The 15,388-nt window shown below is 57.7% G+C and carries 11 protein-coding genes and 1 pseudogene; 8 read left to right on the forward strand and 4 right to left on the reverse strand.

What is annotated here, in order from left to right:
• The first annotated feature begins 12 nt into the window (after window positions 1–12).
• The 4 genes from fmdA (at window position 13) to AC1RM7_RS00620 (ending at window position 4,778) form a co-directional block, all read left to right on the forward strand.
• Window positions 13–1,242 (forward strand): formamidase, encoded by a 1,230-nt coding sequence (fmdA, locus tag AC1RM7_RS00605; RefSeq protein ID WP_024921253.1) that lies wholly within the window; start codon window positions 13–15, stop codon window positions 1,240–1,242.
• 89 nt (window positions 1,243–1,331) lie between these two features.
• Window positions 1,332–1,670: an FmdB family zinc ribbon protein gene (locus AC1RM7_RS00610; protein WP_024921254.1), complete on the forward strand. Its 339-nt coding sequence runs from the start codon at window positions 1,332–1,334 to the stop codon at window positions 1,668–1,670.
• Between the two features lie 510 nt (window positions 1,671–2,180).
• Window positions 2,181–3,011 (forward strand): FkbM family methyltransferase, encoded by an 831-nt coding sequence (locus AC1RM7_RS00615; protein ID WP_152544190.1) that lies wholly within the window; start codon window positions 2,181–2,183, stop codon window positions 3,009–3,011.
• A gap of 6 nt (window positions 3,012–3,017) precedes the next feature.
• Complete coding sequence (locus tag AC1RM7_RS00620) at window positions 3,018–4,778, forward strand: ABC transporter ATP-binding protein/permease (RefSeq protein WP_034460403.1); 1,761 nt, start codon at window positions 3,018–3,020, stop codon at window positions 4,776–4,778.
• A gap of 115 nt (window positions 4,779–4,893) precedes the next feature.
• Here the strand turns inward: AC1RM7_RS00620 and AC1RM7_RS00625 are convergent, their stop codons facing one another.
• The 3 genes and pseudogenes from AC1RM7_RS00625 to AC1RM7_RS00635 all read right to left on the reverse strand — a co-directional run bounded on the left by AC1RM7_RS00625 (window position 4,894) and on the right by AC1RM7_RS00635 (window position 8,251).
• Window positions 4,894–5,379, reverse strand: a complete 486-nt coding sequence (locus AC1RM7_RS00625; protein ID WP_024921255.1) for a hypothetical protein — start codon at window positions 5,377–5,379, stop codon at window positions 4,894–4,896.
• Between the two features lie 53 nt (window positions 5,380–5,432).
• Entirely contained in the window at window positions 5,433–7,043 is a 1,611-nt protein-coding gene (locus AC1RM7_RS00630) for an MDR family MFS transporter (protein WP_024921256.1), read from the reverse strand.
• 4 nt (window positions 7,044–7,047) lie between these two features.
• A pseudogene (locus tag AC1RM7_RS00635) lies at window positions 7,048–8,251 on the reverse strand (HlyD family secretion protein).
• A gap of 138 nt (window positions 8,252–8,389) precedes the next feature.
• On the opposite strand from AC1RM7_RS00635, the gene AC1RM7_RS00640 reads away from it, so the two are divergent.
• Window positions 8,390–9,016 (forward strand): TetR/AcrR family transcriptional regulator, encoded by a 627-nt coding sequence (locus tag AC1RM7_RS00640; protein ID WP_343299485.1) that lies wholly within the window; start codon window positions 8,390–8,392, stop codon window positions 9,014–9,016.
• 407 nt (window positions 9,017–9,423) lie between these two features.
• The gene (locus AC1RM7_RS00645; RefSeq protein ID WP_024921259.1) at window positions 9,424–11,664 is read left to right on the forward strand and encodes an NADP-dependent isocitrate dehydrogenase; all 2,241 of its coding nucleotides are present in this window, start codon (window positions 9,424–9,426) and stop codon (window positions 11,662–11,664) included.
• Between the two features lie 24 nt (window positions 11,665–11,688).
• Here the strand turns inward: AC1RM7_RS00645 and AC1RM7_RS00650 are convergent, their stop codons facing one another.
• Window positions 11,689–13,725 (reverse strand): TonB-dependent receptor, encoded by a 2,037-nt coding sequence (locus AC1RM7_RS00650; RefSeq protein ID WP_244434457.1) that lies wholly within the window; start codon window positions 13,723–13,725, stop codon window positions 11,689–11,691.
• Between AC1RM7_RS00650 and AC1RM7_RS00655 the strand changes: the two genes are divergently transcribed.
• Window positions 13,706–14,068 carry a hypothetical protein gene (locus AC1RM7_RS00655; protein ID WP_244434456.1) on the forward strand — a complete coding sequence of 121 codons (363 nt, stop codon included), beginning with the start codon at window positions 13,706–13,708 and terminating at the stop codon, window positions 14,066–14,068. The two genes, AC1RM7_RS00650 and AC1RM7_RS00655, sit on opposite strands and share 20 nt — an antisense overlap.
• A 323-nt stretch (window positions 14,069–14,391) precedes the next feature.
• Window positions 14,392–15,357 carry a 2-hydroxyacid dehydrogenase gene (locus tag AC1RM7_RS00660; protein WP_024921261.1) on the forward strand — a complete coding sequence of 322 codons (966 nt, stop codon included), beginning with the start codon at window positions 14,392–14,394 and terminating at the stop codon, window positions 15,355–15,357.
• Window positions 15,358–15,388: the final 31 nt, after the last annotated feature.

Here is a 15,388-nt window from a genome sequence, read left to right on the forward strand (position 1 = left end):
GGGGAGCATCTAATGCCAGATACACTGATCAAGGTCGATCTCAACCAGTCGGCCTACGAAAACGACAAGGTTCATAATCGCTGGCATCCGGAGATCCCGATGGTGGAGTGGGTCAGTCCGGGCGATGATTTCATTATCGAGACCTATGACTGGACCGGCGGCTTCATCAAGAACAACGACTCGGCCGATGACGTGCGCGATATCGACCTGTCGATCGTGCACTTTCTGTCGGGGCCGATCGGCGTCAAGGGCGCGGAGCCGGGCGATCTGCTGGTCGTCGATCTGCTCGATGTCGGGCCTATGAAGGAGAGTCTGTGGGGCTTCAACGGCTTTTTCTCCAAGCAGAATGGCGGCGGATTCCTGACCGATCATTTCCCGCTGGCGCAGAAGTCGATCTGGGACTTCAAGGGTATGTACACGTCGTCGCGGCACATTCCCGGTGTCAACTTCGCGGGGCTCATTCACCCCGGCCTGATCGGTTGTCTGCCCGATCCGAAGATGCTGTCGATGTGGAATGAGCGCGAGACTGCCCTGATCGCGACCAATCCGACCCGCGTACCGGGCCTTGCCAATCCGCCGTTCGGCCCGACCGCGCATATGGGACGCCTCAAGGGCGACGCCAAGGCGAAAGCCGCCGCCGAAGGTGCGCGCACCGTTCCGCCCCGCGAACATGGTGGCAACTGCGACATCAAGGATCTGTCGCGCGGTTCGAAGATCTATTTCCCGGTCTATGTTCCGGGCGCGGGTCTCTCGATGGGCGACCTGCATTTCAGCCAGGGCGACGGCGAAATCACCTTCTGCGGCGCTATCGAAATGGCCGGCTGGCTGCACATCAAGGTCGATGTCATCAAGGACGGCATGGCGAAGTACGGCATCAAGAATCCCGTATTCAAGCCGTCGCCGATGACGCCGAACTACAAGGACTTTCTGATCTTCGAAGGCATCTCGGTCGATGAGGCTGGCAAGCAGCACTATCTCGACGTGACAGTTGCCTATCGTCAGGCGTGTCTGAACGCCATCGAGTATCTTAAGAAGTTCGGATACTCGGGTGCGCAGGCTTACTCCATCCTCGGAACGGCGCCCGTACAGGGTCACATCTCCGGTGTGGTGGACGTGCCGAACGCCTGCGCCACGCTATGGTTGCCGACGGAGATTTTCGACTTCGATGTCATGCCGTCGTCGGCGGGACCCATCAAACATATCAAGGGCGGCATCGATATGCCGCTGTCACAAGACAAGTAGCTCCCGCGCGACGTGGAGGCGGTGCGTATCTTGCCGCCTCCATATCGGCGGAATCGCGCGACAACAGGACAAACCGAGGGAGACGGGCTGTGCCGGTTTACGAGTATCTTTGCAATGACTGCGGACCATTCACCGAGATGCGGCCGATGTCGGAATACGACATGCCGCAAGATTGCCCGCATTGCGCGGTCGCCGCGCCGCGGGCGATCCTGACCGCTCCGCATTTTTCATGCATGCCTGCATCGACCCGCAAGTCGCACGCGATCAACGAACGCAGTGCCAACGCGCCGAAAACGCTCGGCGAATACAAGGCTTACCACAAGCCAGGCTGTGGCTGCTGTTCGACCAAACCGTCGCGGCTGGTAACAAAGTCTCGTTCCGGTGCGAAAGGTTTTCCTACGGCAAGGCCGTGGATGATCAGCCATTGATTGTAATTTGAATGGTCTTTGGTGAGTAGCTTCAGCCCGAGCAAGCTTCTTTCAATTTTTGCGCCGATGCCACCTGGACGCTGTCTCGCTACCCGAAGGGCCAGACAGATCCTGTCGGAAACGCTGCATAGCCAACTACAAGGGCAATCGTGACTCGCACGCCGGGTTGCGAGCGGCTCCGCGGGCGCTGTCGAAAATATGATCCGGTCTTTGCCTCAACAACTCGCAAAAACCGTGGATTTCGCGTAGGATAACGGCCGCTCAGACCAGCACGTCTGGAGCAATGAATGACAAATGCTCGGCAATTGTCGCAAAACCTTAGACAATTGGAACTGGCACAAATTGATAAAGCCGGATCCCTAAGTCTTTTGCCGACCGAATGAGGTGAAAGCATTTTTGCACTCCCCGAACTGCCATTGCGATGTTCAGGTGGAGTGGCGACTGCAACCAGCGGAGCAATCTGGTCTTCCGGCAAAATAATTTGGCCAAGTGTGGTACACGGAGGGTTTGATGAATGCGATCGGTGCGAAGCATGTTGTGCTTGATTCTGCCGAGGACGAACTCCTTCCTGAAATTTCTGTCGCGAGGGGTGCCTCTGATTGGCGACCGGATTGGAAAACTCAACTTATTTCACAGTTGCTGACATTACGCCGTGAGACATTGATCGATGTCGGCGCCAATCGTGGCCAGACCCTGCTGGATTATCTATCCGTACCTCATACGCACGGCTATCTCGGTTTCGAACCAAATTATTATTGCGCGAGCCTTGTCAGCGATATCATTGCCTCCGCGCGGAGGCCGGATTGCCGGATTGTGCCAGCGGGCCTTTCGGACAGGAATGGATTGCAGCAGCTCCTTCTTGATCCAGAAGAAAATCTGGATCCTTCCGCAAGCCTGGACGTGTCTCTGCGCCCGGGCCGAAGCTGGAAAGAACAGTTTGCAGCGTGTTATCGGTTTGATGACATTCGCGCTGCGCTGCAAATAGGCAAGATTGGATTGCTCAAGATCGATGTCGAGGGGGCGGAGCTTCCGGTGTTACGCGGCATGGAAGCAAGCATTGTAAAAGATCGGCCATGGATACTGTGCGAGGTGCTTCACAGGGACTTCAGGGCTGAAGCGTCAGATCATCAGCTGCGCCTTGACGCTCTCATGTTCTGGCTCAGCCGAGTCGACTATGTCTGCCTGAATGTGATCAAGAGTGCAGATAGTCTCCGAGCTACGGAATTGGTCGTCATGCCGGCAATTCCCAACAAGGTCTGGACGTGGGAGAACGCGATTCAGTGTGACTACCTGTTTGCTCCTCGCGCCGATACGGGATCGCTCATCGAAGCATTGAGGTAAGATCCGATGCTTGACACAGAAATCAATGCATCTCACCGCAAGAAGCTTCTTCTTCGCTTCTGGTCCAGCGCACGAGGGTTTTGGAACATCCGTCAGGGTGATCGCCACGCACTATGGATGAGTACGGGTTTACTCATTCTGATTCTTGCTCAACTCGGATTCAACTACGGAATCAATATCTGGAACCGATCTCTCTTTGATGCCGTCGAGGGGAAAGATCAGGCCTCCGTCGTGCATCAGACATTGATATTTATTCCACTGGTCTGTGGTGCCTTGCTGTTCGGTGTGGCTCAGGTAGCAACTCGCATGAGCTTGCAGCGGCGATGGCGGGCGTGGCTCACGGCCAGGGTGACATCCCGGTGGCTGGCCGACAATCGTTACTATCAACTCAATTTTGCGAGCGGCAGCCACCAGAATCCCGAGTATCGTTTGGCGGATGATCTCCGAATTGCAACCGATGCGCCCATTGATTTTGTCGCCGGCATTATCTCCGCATTTCTTTCTGCGATGACGTTTATCGCGGTTCTGTGGACGATTGGCGGGCAGGTCACGTTCAGTATTTTCGGTATCTCAATCACGATTCATGGGTTTCTGGTTGTCGCGGCTGTTCTGTATGCGTTGATTACCAGCGGCGTTATGATCGTTATCGGTCGACGTTTCGTGACGATCGTAGAGCGGAAAAATCAGGCTGAGGCGGAGTATCGCTATTCCCTGACGAGAGTACGGGAGAACAGCGAAAGCATTGCACTCCTGGGTGGAGCGAAGGAGGAGCGCGAAGGGCTGGATCGTTCACTCTCCGCAGTCATTCATCATTGGTCGCTGCTTGCCGGTCAACACGTTCGCGCCACAGTGGTGTCTCAAGGCTCCAGTCTCATCGTCCCTATCGTTCCTCTGCTGCTGTGCTCTCCGAAGTATCTGGAGGGTAGCATGACGCTCGGACAAATGATGCAAGCGGCATCAGCGTTCGCGTTCGTGCAAAGTGCGTTCGGCTGGTTAGTGGACAATTATCCGCGATTTGCCGACTGGACGGCTAATGCGTCACGGGTGGCATCGCTCATGGTGTCGCTTGATCGGCTCGAAGCGGAGGGCGCGCAGGCTGACAACCGTATCCGCCACAAGGTGACAACAGGTTCCACTGCCGTCAGTCTGGAAAATGTGTCGGTGGCTCTGGACGACGGCAAGATGGTGTTGGACGAGTTCAGTCTCTCAGTCGGTCATGGAGATCGCGTCCTGATCGAAGGGGAATCCGGCACCGGCAAGAGTACGCTGGTTCGAGCGATCGCAGGACTGTGGCCCTGGGGGCGGGGAAACGTCGGTGTGAGCCCCGGCCGTTTGTTGTTACTTCCGCAGAAATCCTATCTGCCATCGGGCACGCTCGGACGGGCGGTGGCTTATCCAGAGGCGCCAAATAGATGGTCAACGTCGCAACTATGCAATGCACTCGCCAAGGTCGGATTGATGCATCTGCAATCTCAGCTCGATAGTGATTTGCCGTGGGATCAGATCTTATCGGGAGGTGAAAAACAGCGGCTCGCCTTTGCAAGGCTTCTGCTGCATCGGCCGGATATCATTGTTCTGGATGAGGCTACCTCGGCGCTGGATGCTCCCAGCCAGAGACGGATGATGCAGCTTCTTCAGTTAGAGATGGGGCATGCAACGATCATTAGTATCGGGCACCGCGCAGACCTAAGCGCCTACCACTCGCGGCGGGTAACAATTGGCGCTCAGAGGTCTGATCGACTGGCGCTATCCGTCGCTGCGCCATGACGAGACGAGGTGAAGGATAGGTCAAGGCCTCCACGCCGCATCAGCCGTCTGTGGGAACCACGGCGGCAAGAGCAGCCGCGCTTCGCATCTTCAAGAGCATTTGCGTGCCCGTCGCTCAGGCTGCGAGGCTGGAGTTAGCCGTGTCTGAGCGCGATGCGGCGCCGTTTCTGTCTTCGATCGCTCTGACGGAATTTTCAAACGCGGTGCTCAGGACGCGCTTTCCAATGGTCGCAAGCACGAAGCCCAGCAGGTATCCTTTGAGGTTCTTTCCTTCGCGGACGACAACGACATCGATGTCGGTTGTGCCATCGGACCAGCGCTTGAAGATGTAGGTATGGCCCGAAGTGCCGCCCCAGACGTTCGAGTCGGTCGTTACAAGAACCACGCGGTTAGGGTCTGACCAGTCATAATGCAGGCGTTCCCAGACGCCTCCGGAGCCCTCAGTGACATCGGCCATCGTGCGGTCAAGGTGATGCACCTTGAGATATTCGTCGGCGCTGTTGCCAAAGAGCTTCGACCGGCCGGGTCGAAAATCGGTCAGACCGGCGATGTACTGCTCGGGTGTCAAACGGGTGGTGCGGTGAAGGCGGATCGTCGACATTTTATGCTCCATACTGCGTTAGGGTGGATTTGGTCGTCTTCCGTTCTCGAGACTTAGTGGGCGCCGCCCGCAGCGGCGCCGCCCTTTGGCTTTCCAGTCAGGAGAAGGGCGATGCCTGCGAGCACCAGTACGATGCCAACGACGGCAAACGTGTCGCTAAAGCCCATGATCAGCGCCTGCTGCTTAACGGTCTTGCCCAGCGCGATGATGGCTTGGTGCCTGGCTCCTGCAGGGTCGGTCATGCCGTGTGCCATGAAGTAGTCGGTCATGGTCGCGATCCGCTCCCGCACTTCTTCGCGGGCGAGATCGACGGACTGACCAATGATATTGGAGTGAAACTGCTCACGCTTGGTCACGATGGTGGACAGCATCGCAGTGCCGACCGCGCCGCCGAGATTGCGCATCATGTTGGAAATACCCGAAGCGGCCGGCGCGTCCTGCGGCGCCACGCTTCCCAGCGAAATCGCACTGAGCGGGGTCAGCAGCAACGCCTGACCGACGGCGCGAACGACGTTCGGAAGAAAGAGCTGGTCGCCGGAATAGTCGAGCGACATGGTTGTATTCATGAAAGAACTTGCCGCGAAGATGGCGGTGCCGAGGAAGGCGATGAAACGAATGTCGAAACGCCCCATCAGCTTGGGCACCAGCGGAATCAGCAATAACTGCGGCAGACCGGTCCAGGCCAGCACTGCCCCGATCTGCTCCGCGTTGTAGTGCTGCACCTGGCCGAGATAGGCCGGCAGGAGATAGATCGATCCAAACAGCGCGAAACCGATAAAGACGGCTGCGACGGTTCCCAGTCCAAAGCTGCGAATTTTCAGCAGGCGCAGACGAATGAGCGGTTTCTCAACGAGCAACTCGTTGGCGATGAACAGAGACAGGCTCACACCAGCGATGAGCGCCAGCTTGACGATAAAGGGCGAGCCGAACCAGTCGTCCTTGTTGCCTTCCTCCAGCACCGATTGCAACGCAGAAAGGCCAACCGCCATCGTCGCAATGCCGAACCAATCGCCCTCGCGAAGCAAGGCAAGGTTCAGCGGCTGCCGTTCGAGCGTAAAGTAGAGCGTCGTCACCATTACGGCCGTCGGCACAACGTTGACAAAGAAGATCGTCTGCCAGCCGTAATTCTCTGTGAGATAGCCGCCGATGGTCGGGCCGATCGCCGGCGCGAAAGTCACCGCTAACGAGAACATCGCAAGTCCGATCGGCTGCTGTGCTTTCGGCAGCTTGGTGAACACGAGCGTGAAGGCCATGGGAATCAGCACGCCGCCGAAGAATCCCTGAAAGGCGCGAAACCCGATCATCGTCGGCAGGTCGGTCGCAAACGCGCACGCTACCGAGAAAACGGCAAAAAGGCTCGCAAAGCTCAGCATGATGTTGCGGAAGGAAAACACGCGGCTGAGATAGTCAGTCAGCGGGATCACAACGATCTCGCCGATCAGATAGGACGTCGAGATCCATGATCCGTTATCGACGCCGGTGCCGATGCCGCCTTCGATGTTCAGCAGCGAGGCATTCGTAATCTGAATATTCAGGATCGCCATGAAGGCACCGATCATGGCGGCCAGAATGGCGACCCATACGGTGGCGCTGGCGCGCTCTCCTTGAACTATCGGCGCAGGAGTTGGGCGGGGTGCGGAACCGGAGAGGGTGAGGCTGGACATGGCATCACCTGTTCGAAACAAGCTGTGATTTGGCGGACTGACCGTGCGGGTATTGCAGGTTGGCCGCTACTACGGCCTTTGTCTGAATGCTGGGAAGCACCGACATGCCGGGCCGCAGGTCCACATCAGCGCTATCGAGAACGATCTTCACGGGAATGCGCTGCACTATCTTGGTGAAATTGCCTGTGGCATTGTCCGGCGGCAACAGCGCGAATTCCTGTCCGCTGGCGGGTGCGAGGCTGTCGACATGGCCATGCACGGACTTGCCGGGGAACATATCGACCTCAATATCGACCGGCTGGCCGGCCTGCACACTGCCGAGCTGCGTTTCCTTGTAGTTCGCTATGATGTAGGCGCCGTGCGAGGGCACCAGCGACATCAGTTGCGTGCCGGCCTGCACGAACTGCCCGACGCGAAGGGTTCGATTGCCGACCACGCCGTCGATCGGAGCGGTGATGGTCGTGTAGGACAGGTTGAGCTCGGCTTGCCGCTGTTGCGCCCTTGCTCGCGCGTTCGCCGCGATCGCCTGTGCCAACTCCGCGTTTAACAGTTCGACCTGCTTCTGTGCGGACGTCAGGTTCGCCTTGTCGCGCTCGATGGCTGCAAGCGCTGTGCCGTCACGGGCCTGTGCATTCTGTGCGTTCTGGATGCTGCCAAATCCCGTCGCCGCGAGATCGCTATATCGCTTGTTTTCCTGGGCTGTGAATGTCCGCGTGGCAATGTCGACATTAAGTGTCGCCTCCGCTGCGGCGATCACTGCCTGCTGCACATCGAGCTGGGCGCGCTTGCTTTCGACTGTAGCGTCGGCTGCGGCGACATCGGCTTTGGCCTGATCGAGCGCGACCTTGAAGTCGCGATCGTCGATCCGTGCCAGCACATCACCGGCCTTGTTGGTTATCGCCGACCGGAACGAGATCGAGATAGCCCGAAATTTTCGGGGCGATCGTAGTGTTGTCGGCCTTCACATAGGCGTCGTCGGTCGAGACCAGGAAGCGTCCGACGGACCAGTAATCCCAGCCATACCAGGAGGCGGTGGCGAGAAGGGCGACCGCAGCCCCAGCGATCAGGGTGCGCTGGACCCGGTTCCTTTTTCCGGGCTGCGACGGGGGCGCGGTGGCAAGATCGGCTGTTTCCGGTTCCGTAACCGTCTTTTGGGTGGTCGGCTGAAAGCTGTCGACGGTCTTCAATCCGGCGGTCTGGGTGCTCATGGCGAGCCTCACAATTAGGAAACTTGATATTTTCCAAAATAGGGACCATGTTGGGACTGTCAATGGAATGACAGTCATCATCTAAAGGCATGGCTCGCGATGGCGATCACAAAACCGAGAGAACCAGGGAAGAGTGAGGTGCGGCGCGGTCGCGGGAGACCACAGGCACGCCCCGACGACGAAACGCGCGCGGTGATTATCGGCGCAGCGAGGGAGGAATTTGCTGTCAGCGGATATGCCGCGACAAGCATGGAAAGCGTCGCGCGTGGAGCGGGGGTTTCCACGAAGACGCTTTATCGGCTGATTCCCAACAAGGCTGCTTTGTTTGAAGCGATCATCACTGATGGCCTTGACCAGTTCACCACGCGGATTCGATTGAGGGCTTGCGACGGTAGCAACATTGAAGCCTCGTTGACCGAAGCGCTGACGCTGTTCGGCGAGCTTGTTCTCGACGACACGGTGATTGCGATGCAGAGAATGGTACTGAGCGAGAGCGAGCAGTTTCCCGAGATCGCCGAGACGTTCTACAGCAAGGCGATCAAGCGTAGCGAGAATACGCTTGCCAGCTGGCTGAAGACACAGGCCGAACGTGGCCTGATCAAGATCGAAAATGCCGCGGAAGCCGCCGGCATGCTGCTCGGAATGTTTGCGTTCCAGCCGCAGCGTGCGGTGATGTTCGGTCACGCAGCGGTTCCCGGCCACAGGGAGATTGAACGGCGTGCGCGGACCACGGCCCGGCTTTTCCTGAAGGGCAGCGTGGTTTGACGGATGCTCGCCGCTTGGTTACCGGCAATGGCGATCATCGGCGCAGGCGCTCATGGAGCAGGCCGCTGCGACCCTGGCAGGTCGGAGACGATCGGGTTTATGAAGCCAGAATGTTCCGATATTGATGGACAGTGGCACGGTGACTTCGGTTTGGTTGACCACTGCATCGATCAAGACCGGCCCGTCATGAGCCAGAGAATTGGGCCAGGCCGATCAGGGCTATCAGCGCCCCATATCCACCGATTCATTCTTTATTCCGGCCGGGTGTTGCTGCGGGAATGATCGCCAAATTGCCGATTGCGGTCGCCAGTAGCTCGTGAGAAAGCTATTGGCGAGGGACAAGCATGTCCTGTTTGTACATTGGAATTTACGGCCCCAGGCACGCCGGTCAGTGAGGAAACCAGGATATGACTACGGCATCTCCCACGATCATCTACACTCTGACCGATGAGGCTCCCGCGCTGGCGACAGCATCTTTCTTGCCTATTGTGCGCACGTTCGCTGCGCCGGCGGGCATTGATGTCGTCACCAGCGATATCTCTGTGGCGAGCCGGATTCTCGGCGAGTTTCCGGAATTTCTGACCGAACAACAGCGCGTGTCCGACAATCTGGCTGAACTCGGTCGACTGACGCTTCTGCCTGACACCAACATCATCAAGTTGCCGAACATCAGCGCCTCGGTCGCGCAGTTGAAGGTGGCCATTAAGGAATTGCAGGACAAGGGGTACAAAGTCCCAAATTATCCCGACAGTCCAAAGACTGACGAGGAAAAGGCGCTCCGTGCGCGCTATACCAAGTGCATCGGCAGTGCTGTGAATCCGGTCCTGCGCGAGGGAAATTCCGATCGCCGCGCGCCGCTAGCAGTGAAGAATTTTGCGCGCAAGCATCCCCACAGCATGGCTGAATGGAGCCAGGCATCGCGTTCGCACGTCTCGCATATGCATCACGGCGACTTCTATCACGGAGAGAAGTCGATAACGCTTGACCGCGCGCGGGACGTCAAGATGGAGCTTATCACCAAGAGCGGCAAGACGATCGTGCTCAAGCCAAAGGTGTCGCTCCAGGATCGTGAAGTCATCGACTCCATGTTCATGAGCAAAAAAGCCCTCCTGGCGTTCTATGAGCAGCAGATCGACGACGCCTACAAGACCGGCGTCATGTTCTCGCTGCACGTCAAGGCCACCATGATGAAGGTCTCGCATCCGATCGTGTTCGGCCACTGCGTCAGGATTTTCTACCGTGACGCTTTCGAAAAGCACGGCGCGCTGTTCGAAGAGCTAGGCGTCAATGTCAATAACGGCATGGTTGACCTCTACAACAAGATCGCCAGTCTGCCACAGAGCAAACAGGATGAGATCAAGAGCGATCTGCACGCCTGCCACGCGCATCGTCCCGAACTGGCGATGGTCGATTCCGCCAAGGGAATCACGAATTTCCACTCGCCGAATGACATCATCGTCGATGCGTCGATGCCTGCGATGATCCGCAATGGCGGCAAGATGTGGGGCGCCGACGGCCGCCTGAAGGACGTCAAGGCGGTGATGCCGGAAAGCACCTTCGCCCGCATCTATCAGGAAATGATCAATTTCTGTAAGTGGCACGGGGCATTCGATCCAAAAACCATGGGCACCGTGCCCAATGTCGGCCTGATGGCGCAGCAGGCCGAGGAGTACGGCTCGCATGACAAGACGTTTGAAATCCCTGAGGACGGTGTCGCCAATATTACGGATATTGGGACCGGCGAGGTCTTGCTCAGCCAGGACGTCGAGCAGGGCGATATCTGGCGCATGTGCCAGGTCAAGGATGCGGCCATCCGGGACTGGGTGAAGCTTGCTGTGAGCCGCGCTCGTAACTCCGGGATGCCCGTGCTGTTCTGGCTGGATCCCTATCGTCCGCATGAGGCGCAGCTTATCGCCAAGGTCAAATTGTACCTGCAGGAACACGACGTATCCGGCCTCGATATCCAGATCATGAGTCAGGTCCGCGCCATGCGTTACACGCTTGAGCGTGTTATCCGCGGTCTCGACACCATCAGCGCGACTGGCAACATTCTGCGCGATTATCTGACCGATCTGTTTCCGATCATGGAGCTAGGTACTTCGGCCAAGATGCTGTCGGTCGTTCCGCTCATGGCAGGGGGCGGCCTGTATGAAACCGGAGCGGGCGGCTCGGCACCCAAGCATGTGCAGCAGTTGGTGGAAGAAAACCATCTGCGATGGGATTCTCTCGGCGAATTTCTTGCGCTTGCAGTCTCTCTGGAAGATCTCGGAATAAAGGCGGGCAACTCGAAAGCCAAGCTCTTGGCGAAAACGCTGGACGCTGCCACCGGCAAACTGCTCGACAACAACAAGTCTCCTTCACCGCGCACCGGCGAATTGGACAATCGCGGAAGCCAATTCTACCTGGCAATGTATTGGGCGCAGGAATTGGCAGCCCAGACAGAGGACAAATCTCTTCAGGAGCAGTTCAAACCGCTGGCCGAAGCACTCACCAAAAATGAAGGAAAGATTGTAGCGGAACTCCAGGCGGTGCAGGGGAAGCCTGTGGACATCGGTGGCTATTATCTCACCGACCCGAAAAAATGTGCAGAGGTTATGCGTCCGAGCGCGACGTTCAATGCGCTGCTGGCTCAGATGTCATCCAGGTAGATCAATCGGTCAAGGACGGCTGCGTCAGAATTGGCCAGCGACAGTCAGACGAAGGGCGAAGGGTTCGACGGGGTGCAGGACACGATCCATTACGCCGGTCGTACACACCGCTGCGGGCGGTGGATTTGCGGATCGGCATTGCGCAAACAACGCATCGGTCTTCAGGAACGATCCATAGGCGTAGGTGATCTGGTCGGATTTGCTGTCGGTCAAATTGAAGGCGTCGAGTTGAACGCGCCATCCATTCTGGAAGCTGTAGCCGACCTGGCCGTTGAGAAGGCCGGCCGCCGGTGAAACGAAGGCGCCGTCTTCGGTGAGCGGCCGCGGCCCGAAATAGCGATACCGCAGAGCGCCGAACCATCCTGTTCGCTCGCCGATCCTGACCCCGGCGGACGCGACCATGTTCGGCGCGCCCGGAATATAGTTGCCGGGTGCATTTCCGATCTGGGCTTCGGGGTAGCCAGCCAGGTCCGCATAGGCTGCAGCCTGATCCCGGTTGGCGCCGCGGAAGCGCGCATGAGTCACAGCGATGTCACCGTCGAACGTCAGCCAGGGGGTAGGCTGATAATGGTTGGTCCACTCGATACCGTAACGCCGGCTGGGACGGCTTGGCTCGGTGTCGCCGGCGTCACCCACGAAAAGAATCTCGGACGCAGAGTCCAGCATGAACAGGCTTAGAGAGCTGTCCAGGCCGGGAATGATCCTGGTGCGAATACCGACTTCAGCTCCGCGTGTCTTGACCAGGAATGGCGACGGCGACACAGCTTCGCTGGGATCGGTCGGCGATACCTTGATTGTCACGCCTCTGGCATCGTTGCTGTGGAAGCCTTCACCGGCGTTGATGAAGAATTCGGTCTTGGCGAACGGTCCGAATACAATGCTGGCTTTGGGGCTGCCAATCGAAGAAGTCGCCTTGCCGGAATTGGCTGGAGTGAGAAGTGAGTCAACGTTGGTTGCATAGAAGTCGCCGCGATAGCCGACAATAGTCCTGAGCCAGCTGGTCCAATGAACGGTGTTTTGTATGAAGAGGCCGGTGCTGCCTTCCTGGACCTTGTCTTCTCGCGTGCCCGACACAAACTGGCGCTGAACGGTGTTCGAGAGGCCGACCCTAATGCTGTCGTAGCGATTCTGTATGCCAACCTCGGTCTGCATCGGCAGGCCAGCGAACGTATGGTTGAAGGTATGAGACGCGTTCAGCCCGCAGATCGCACGGCTATCGCGCTGGTGGAATTGGTCGCCGAGAAGGGGAGCGTTGGGATCGAAGCCGGGGGCAGCTTCATTCAGGAAGTAGGTGAAGTTGTTGTAGAGATCGAGCGAACTCCTGACGACGTAGAAATTTAGCTTCGTGGTTCCTTCCGCCTCGGTTTTTCTAAGCTGGCCTGAAATCGAGAAGCGGTTGGATTTGCCGCCATCGGTCGGATCCAGCGCGCCGTAAAGCCCGATCTGTCCGGACGTGATCGCACGCAGCGGAATTTGGTCGGTCGAATTCCAACTATTGCTGTAAGCCATGCCTGTCAGCGAGAAACCGTTGTCGGCTGTACCCTGTGTGTAGCGGACGACACTGTTCAGCTTGCGCACCTTGTCGGGATTGTCCCAAGGTCCATTGTAGGTGCTCGCCTCACCGGCGATGAGGAGCGTGCCGTCTCCGGCTTTCGTGGACGTGATCCCAAGCATCCGGCGATAGCCGAAGCTGCCGATACTGGTCGACAGCGTCGACTTCGCGATGCTGTCGATGAGATTGACATGCACGGCTCCTACCGAAGCGAAGTCCCCCTCGTCCGCGAAGTAGGGGCCTTTCTTGATGTTGACCGATCCGATCAGTTCAGGGATCAGGAAGTTCAGGTCCGCGTAACCTTGCCCGTGGCCATGGGTACGCATGTTGACCGGCATCCCGTCGACGGAGATGGCAAGGTCTGTTCCGTGGTCGAGGTTGAAGCCGCGCAGGAAGTACTGGTTGGCTTTGCCTTCGCCGCTGTGCTGCGTGATCATCAGACCGGGGACGACCTCGAGGGCTTCGGCCGGCCGGGAGAATGGTCTCGCGTTGACCTCTTCGCCGCTCACATTTTTCTGGCTGGCCGACGCGACAGGTTCATTCTGCGGTGAATCGGGAGATCCGGACGTGCTGCTGACCGGATTTGCAGGAGCGCTATTGTCCTGTCGCTTGCCGGTGACCTCGATTGAGGGAAGCGTGCTGGTGGCCGAAGACGAAGGATCATGTGCTGACGCATCCAGTGCGCACATGATGGATGAAACGAGAGCGACGGCCCCGCATTGTGCCGTTCCAGACTTGAAGCGGCGGGAAAAATGCGTCAGCAGCGATTTTCCTGAAGCCCGAAGAACAACATCAATCACTGCTGCACCTGCACTCAACAACGTTACGGGAGGCCTTCACGTCGCATGGTGAGTATGACGATATTGATAAATAATCATACGGGCAAGATGATAAATGGGGCAATAAAATCAGGCATTTCTTGAAATCGAGCGGGCCTAAACTCGATTGGAGCGGCTTCCGAAAGAGCCGCTCCATATCCGATCGTTTGAAGGTATTCAGAGAGGGCGAAGCATCATTCGCTTAGAAGCGATAGTTGATGCGGACCTAGGCGGCGCGATGTACCGGACCATCCATAGAGCAGCCGATGCGGATTTGGCACTCGCTTCCTTGGCCGCTATAAGCGGCTGAGCTTGCTTGCTGAGTAGCTGAAGTCATCACGCAATTGGAGTTTCCGGATGTCGAAGGGTGCGTTGGCGCTGCTTATCAGCGGAGGCACTGATAATTGGGCTCCTGATCGCTGGAAGCTGCGGTTCAATCAAAAGCTCAAGGACCGGGATGTTGCTTTGTTTCCGGCTGACGCAACTGACCCAGAGGCGGTGGACTATGCGGCTGTTTGGCAGCCGGAACCGGGCCTTCTTCGCACTTTCCCGAACCTTAAAGCGATATTCAATCTGGGTGCGGGTGTTGATGCCGTCTTGCAAGATCCGCTGCTTCCAGCCGTGCCGCTTGTCCGCGTCGCGGATGATGATCTGACGTCTCGCATGACAGAGTATGTCGTCATGCATACGCTGATGCATCATCGGCAACAGGCCTATCTCGCTGACTGTCAGAGAACGCGTGTCTGGGCACCCCGCGTGCAATGGCCGGCCCGAGCTGTCCGTGTCGGCATACTTGGAATGGGCGTATTGGGCCGGCAGGCTGCATTCGCACTTCGCGAAATCGGCTTTCAGGTCGCGGGATGGAGCAAGCGTGCAAAATCAATCGACGGTATCCAATGCTATGCAGGATCCGGCCAGCTTAGTGCGTTTCTTGCTCGAACGGATATCCTCGTCGTGCTTCTGCCTCTGACGCCCGAAACGCGAGGGTTTCTTGCGCGAAATCTTTTTGAGCAGCTTGCAAATGACGGTCCTCTTGGCGGGCCGGTGGTCATTAACGCCGGCCGTGGCGGACTCCAGAACGAGAGGGACATCATCGCCTGTCTTGAGGATGGAGCGCTTAAAGCAGTGACGCTGGACGTGTTCGAAAGAGAGCCACTCCCGTCTGACAGCCCTCTTTGGGCACATCCTGCGGTGACGATCTCCCCGCACAATGCGGCGGATACAGATCCCGACTCTATCGCGTCATATGTTGCCAAGCAGATATTGAGCTTCGAGGCAGGGCGACCGCTTCAAAATGTGGTGGATCGCCAGCGCGGCTACTGATTGCGGTGATGAGAGAAGTTTGGGCAGTGGT

The sequence above is a fragment of the Afipia sp. GW822-FHT03D08 genome (assembly GCF_058801645.1).

Excerpts from the sequence above, each read along its gene's own strand:
- AC1RM7_RS00615 (WP_152544190.1), top strand. The coding sequence starts at position 2,181 with ATGAATGCGATCGGTGCGAAGCATGTTGTGCTTGATTCTGCCGAGGAC.
- AC1RM7_RS00645 (WP_024921259.1), top strand. The coding sequence starts at position 9,424 with ATGACTACGGCATCTCCCACGATCATCTACACTCTGACCGATGAGGCT.
- AC1RM7_RS00660 (WP_024921261.1), top strand. The coding sequence starts at position 14,392 with ATGTCGAAGGGTGCGTTGGCGCTGCTTATCAGCGGAGGCACTGATAAT.
- fmdA (WP_024921253.1), top strand. The coding sequence starts at position 13 with ATGCCAGATACACTGATCAAGGTCGATCTCAACCAGTCGGCCTACGAA.
- AC1RM7_RS00630 (WP_024921256.1), bottom strand. The coding sequence starts at position 7,043 with ATGTCCAGCCTCACCCTCTCCGGTTCCGCACCCCGCCCAACTCCTGCG.
- AC1RM7_RS00620 (WP_034460403.1), top strand. The coding sequence starts at position 3,018 with ATGCTTGACACAGAAATCAATGCATCTCACCGCAAGAAGCTTCTTCTT.
- AC1RM7_RS00625 (WP_024921255.1), bottom strand. The coding sequence starts at position 5,379 with ATGTCGACGATCCGCCTTCACCGCACCACCCGTTTGACACCCGAGCAG.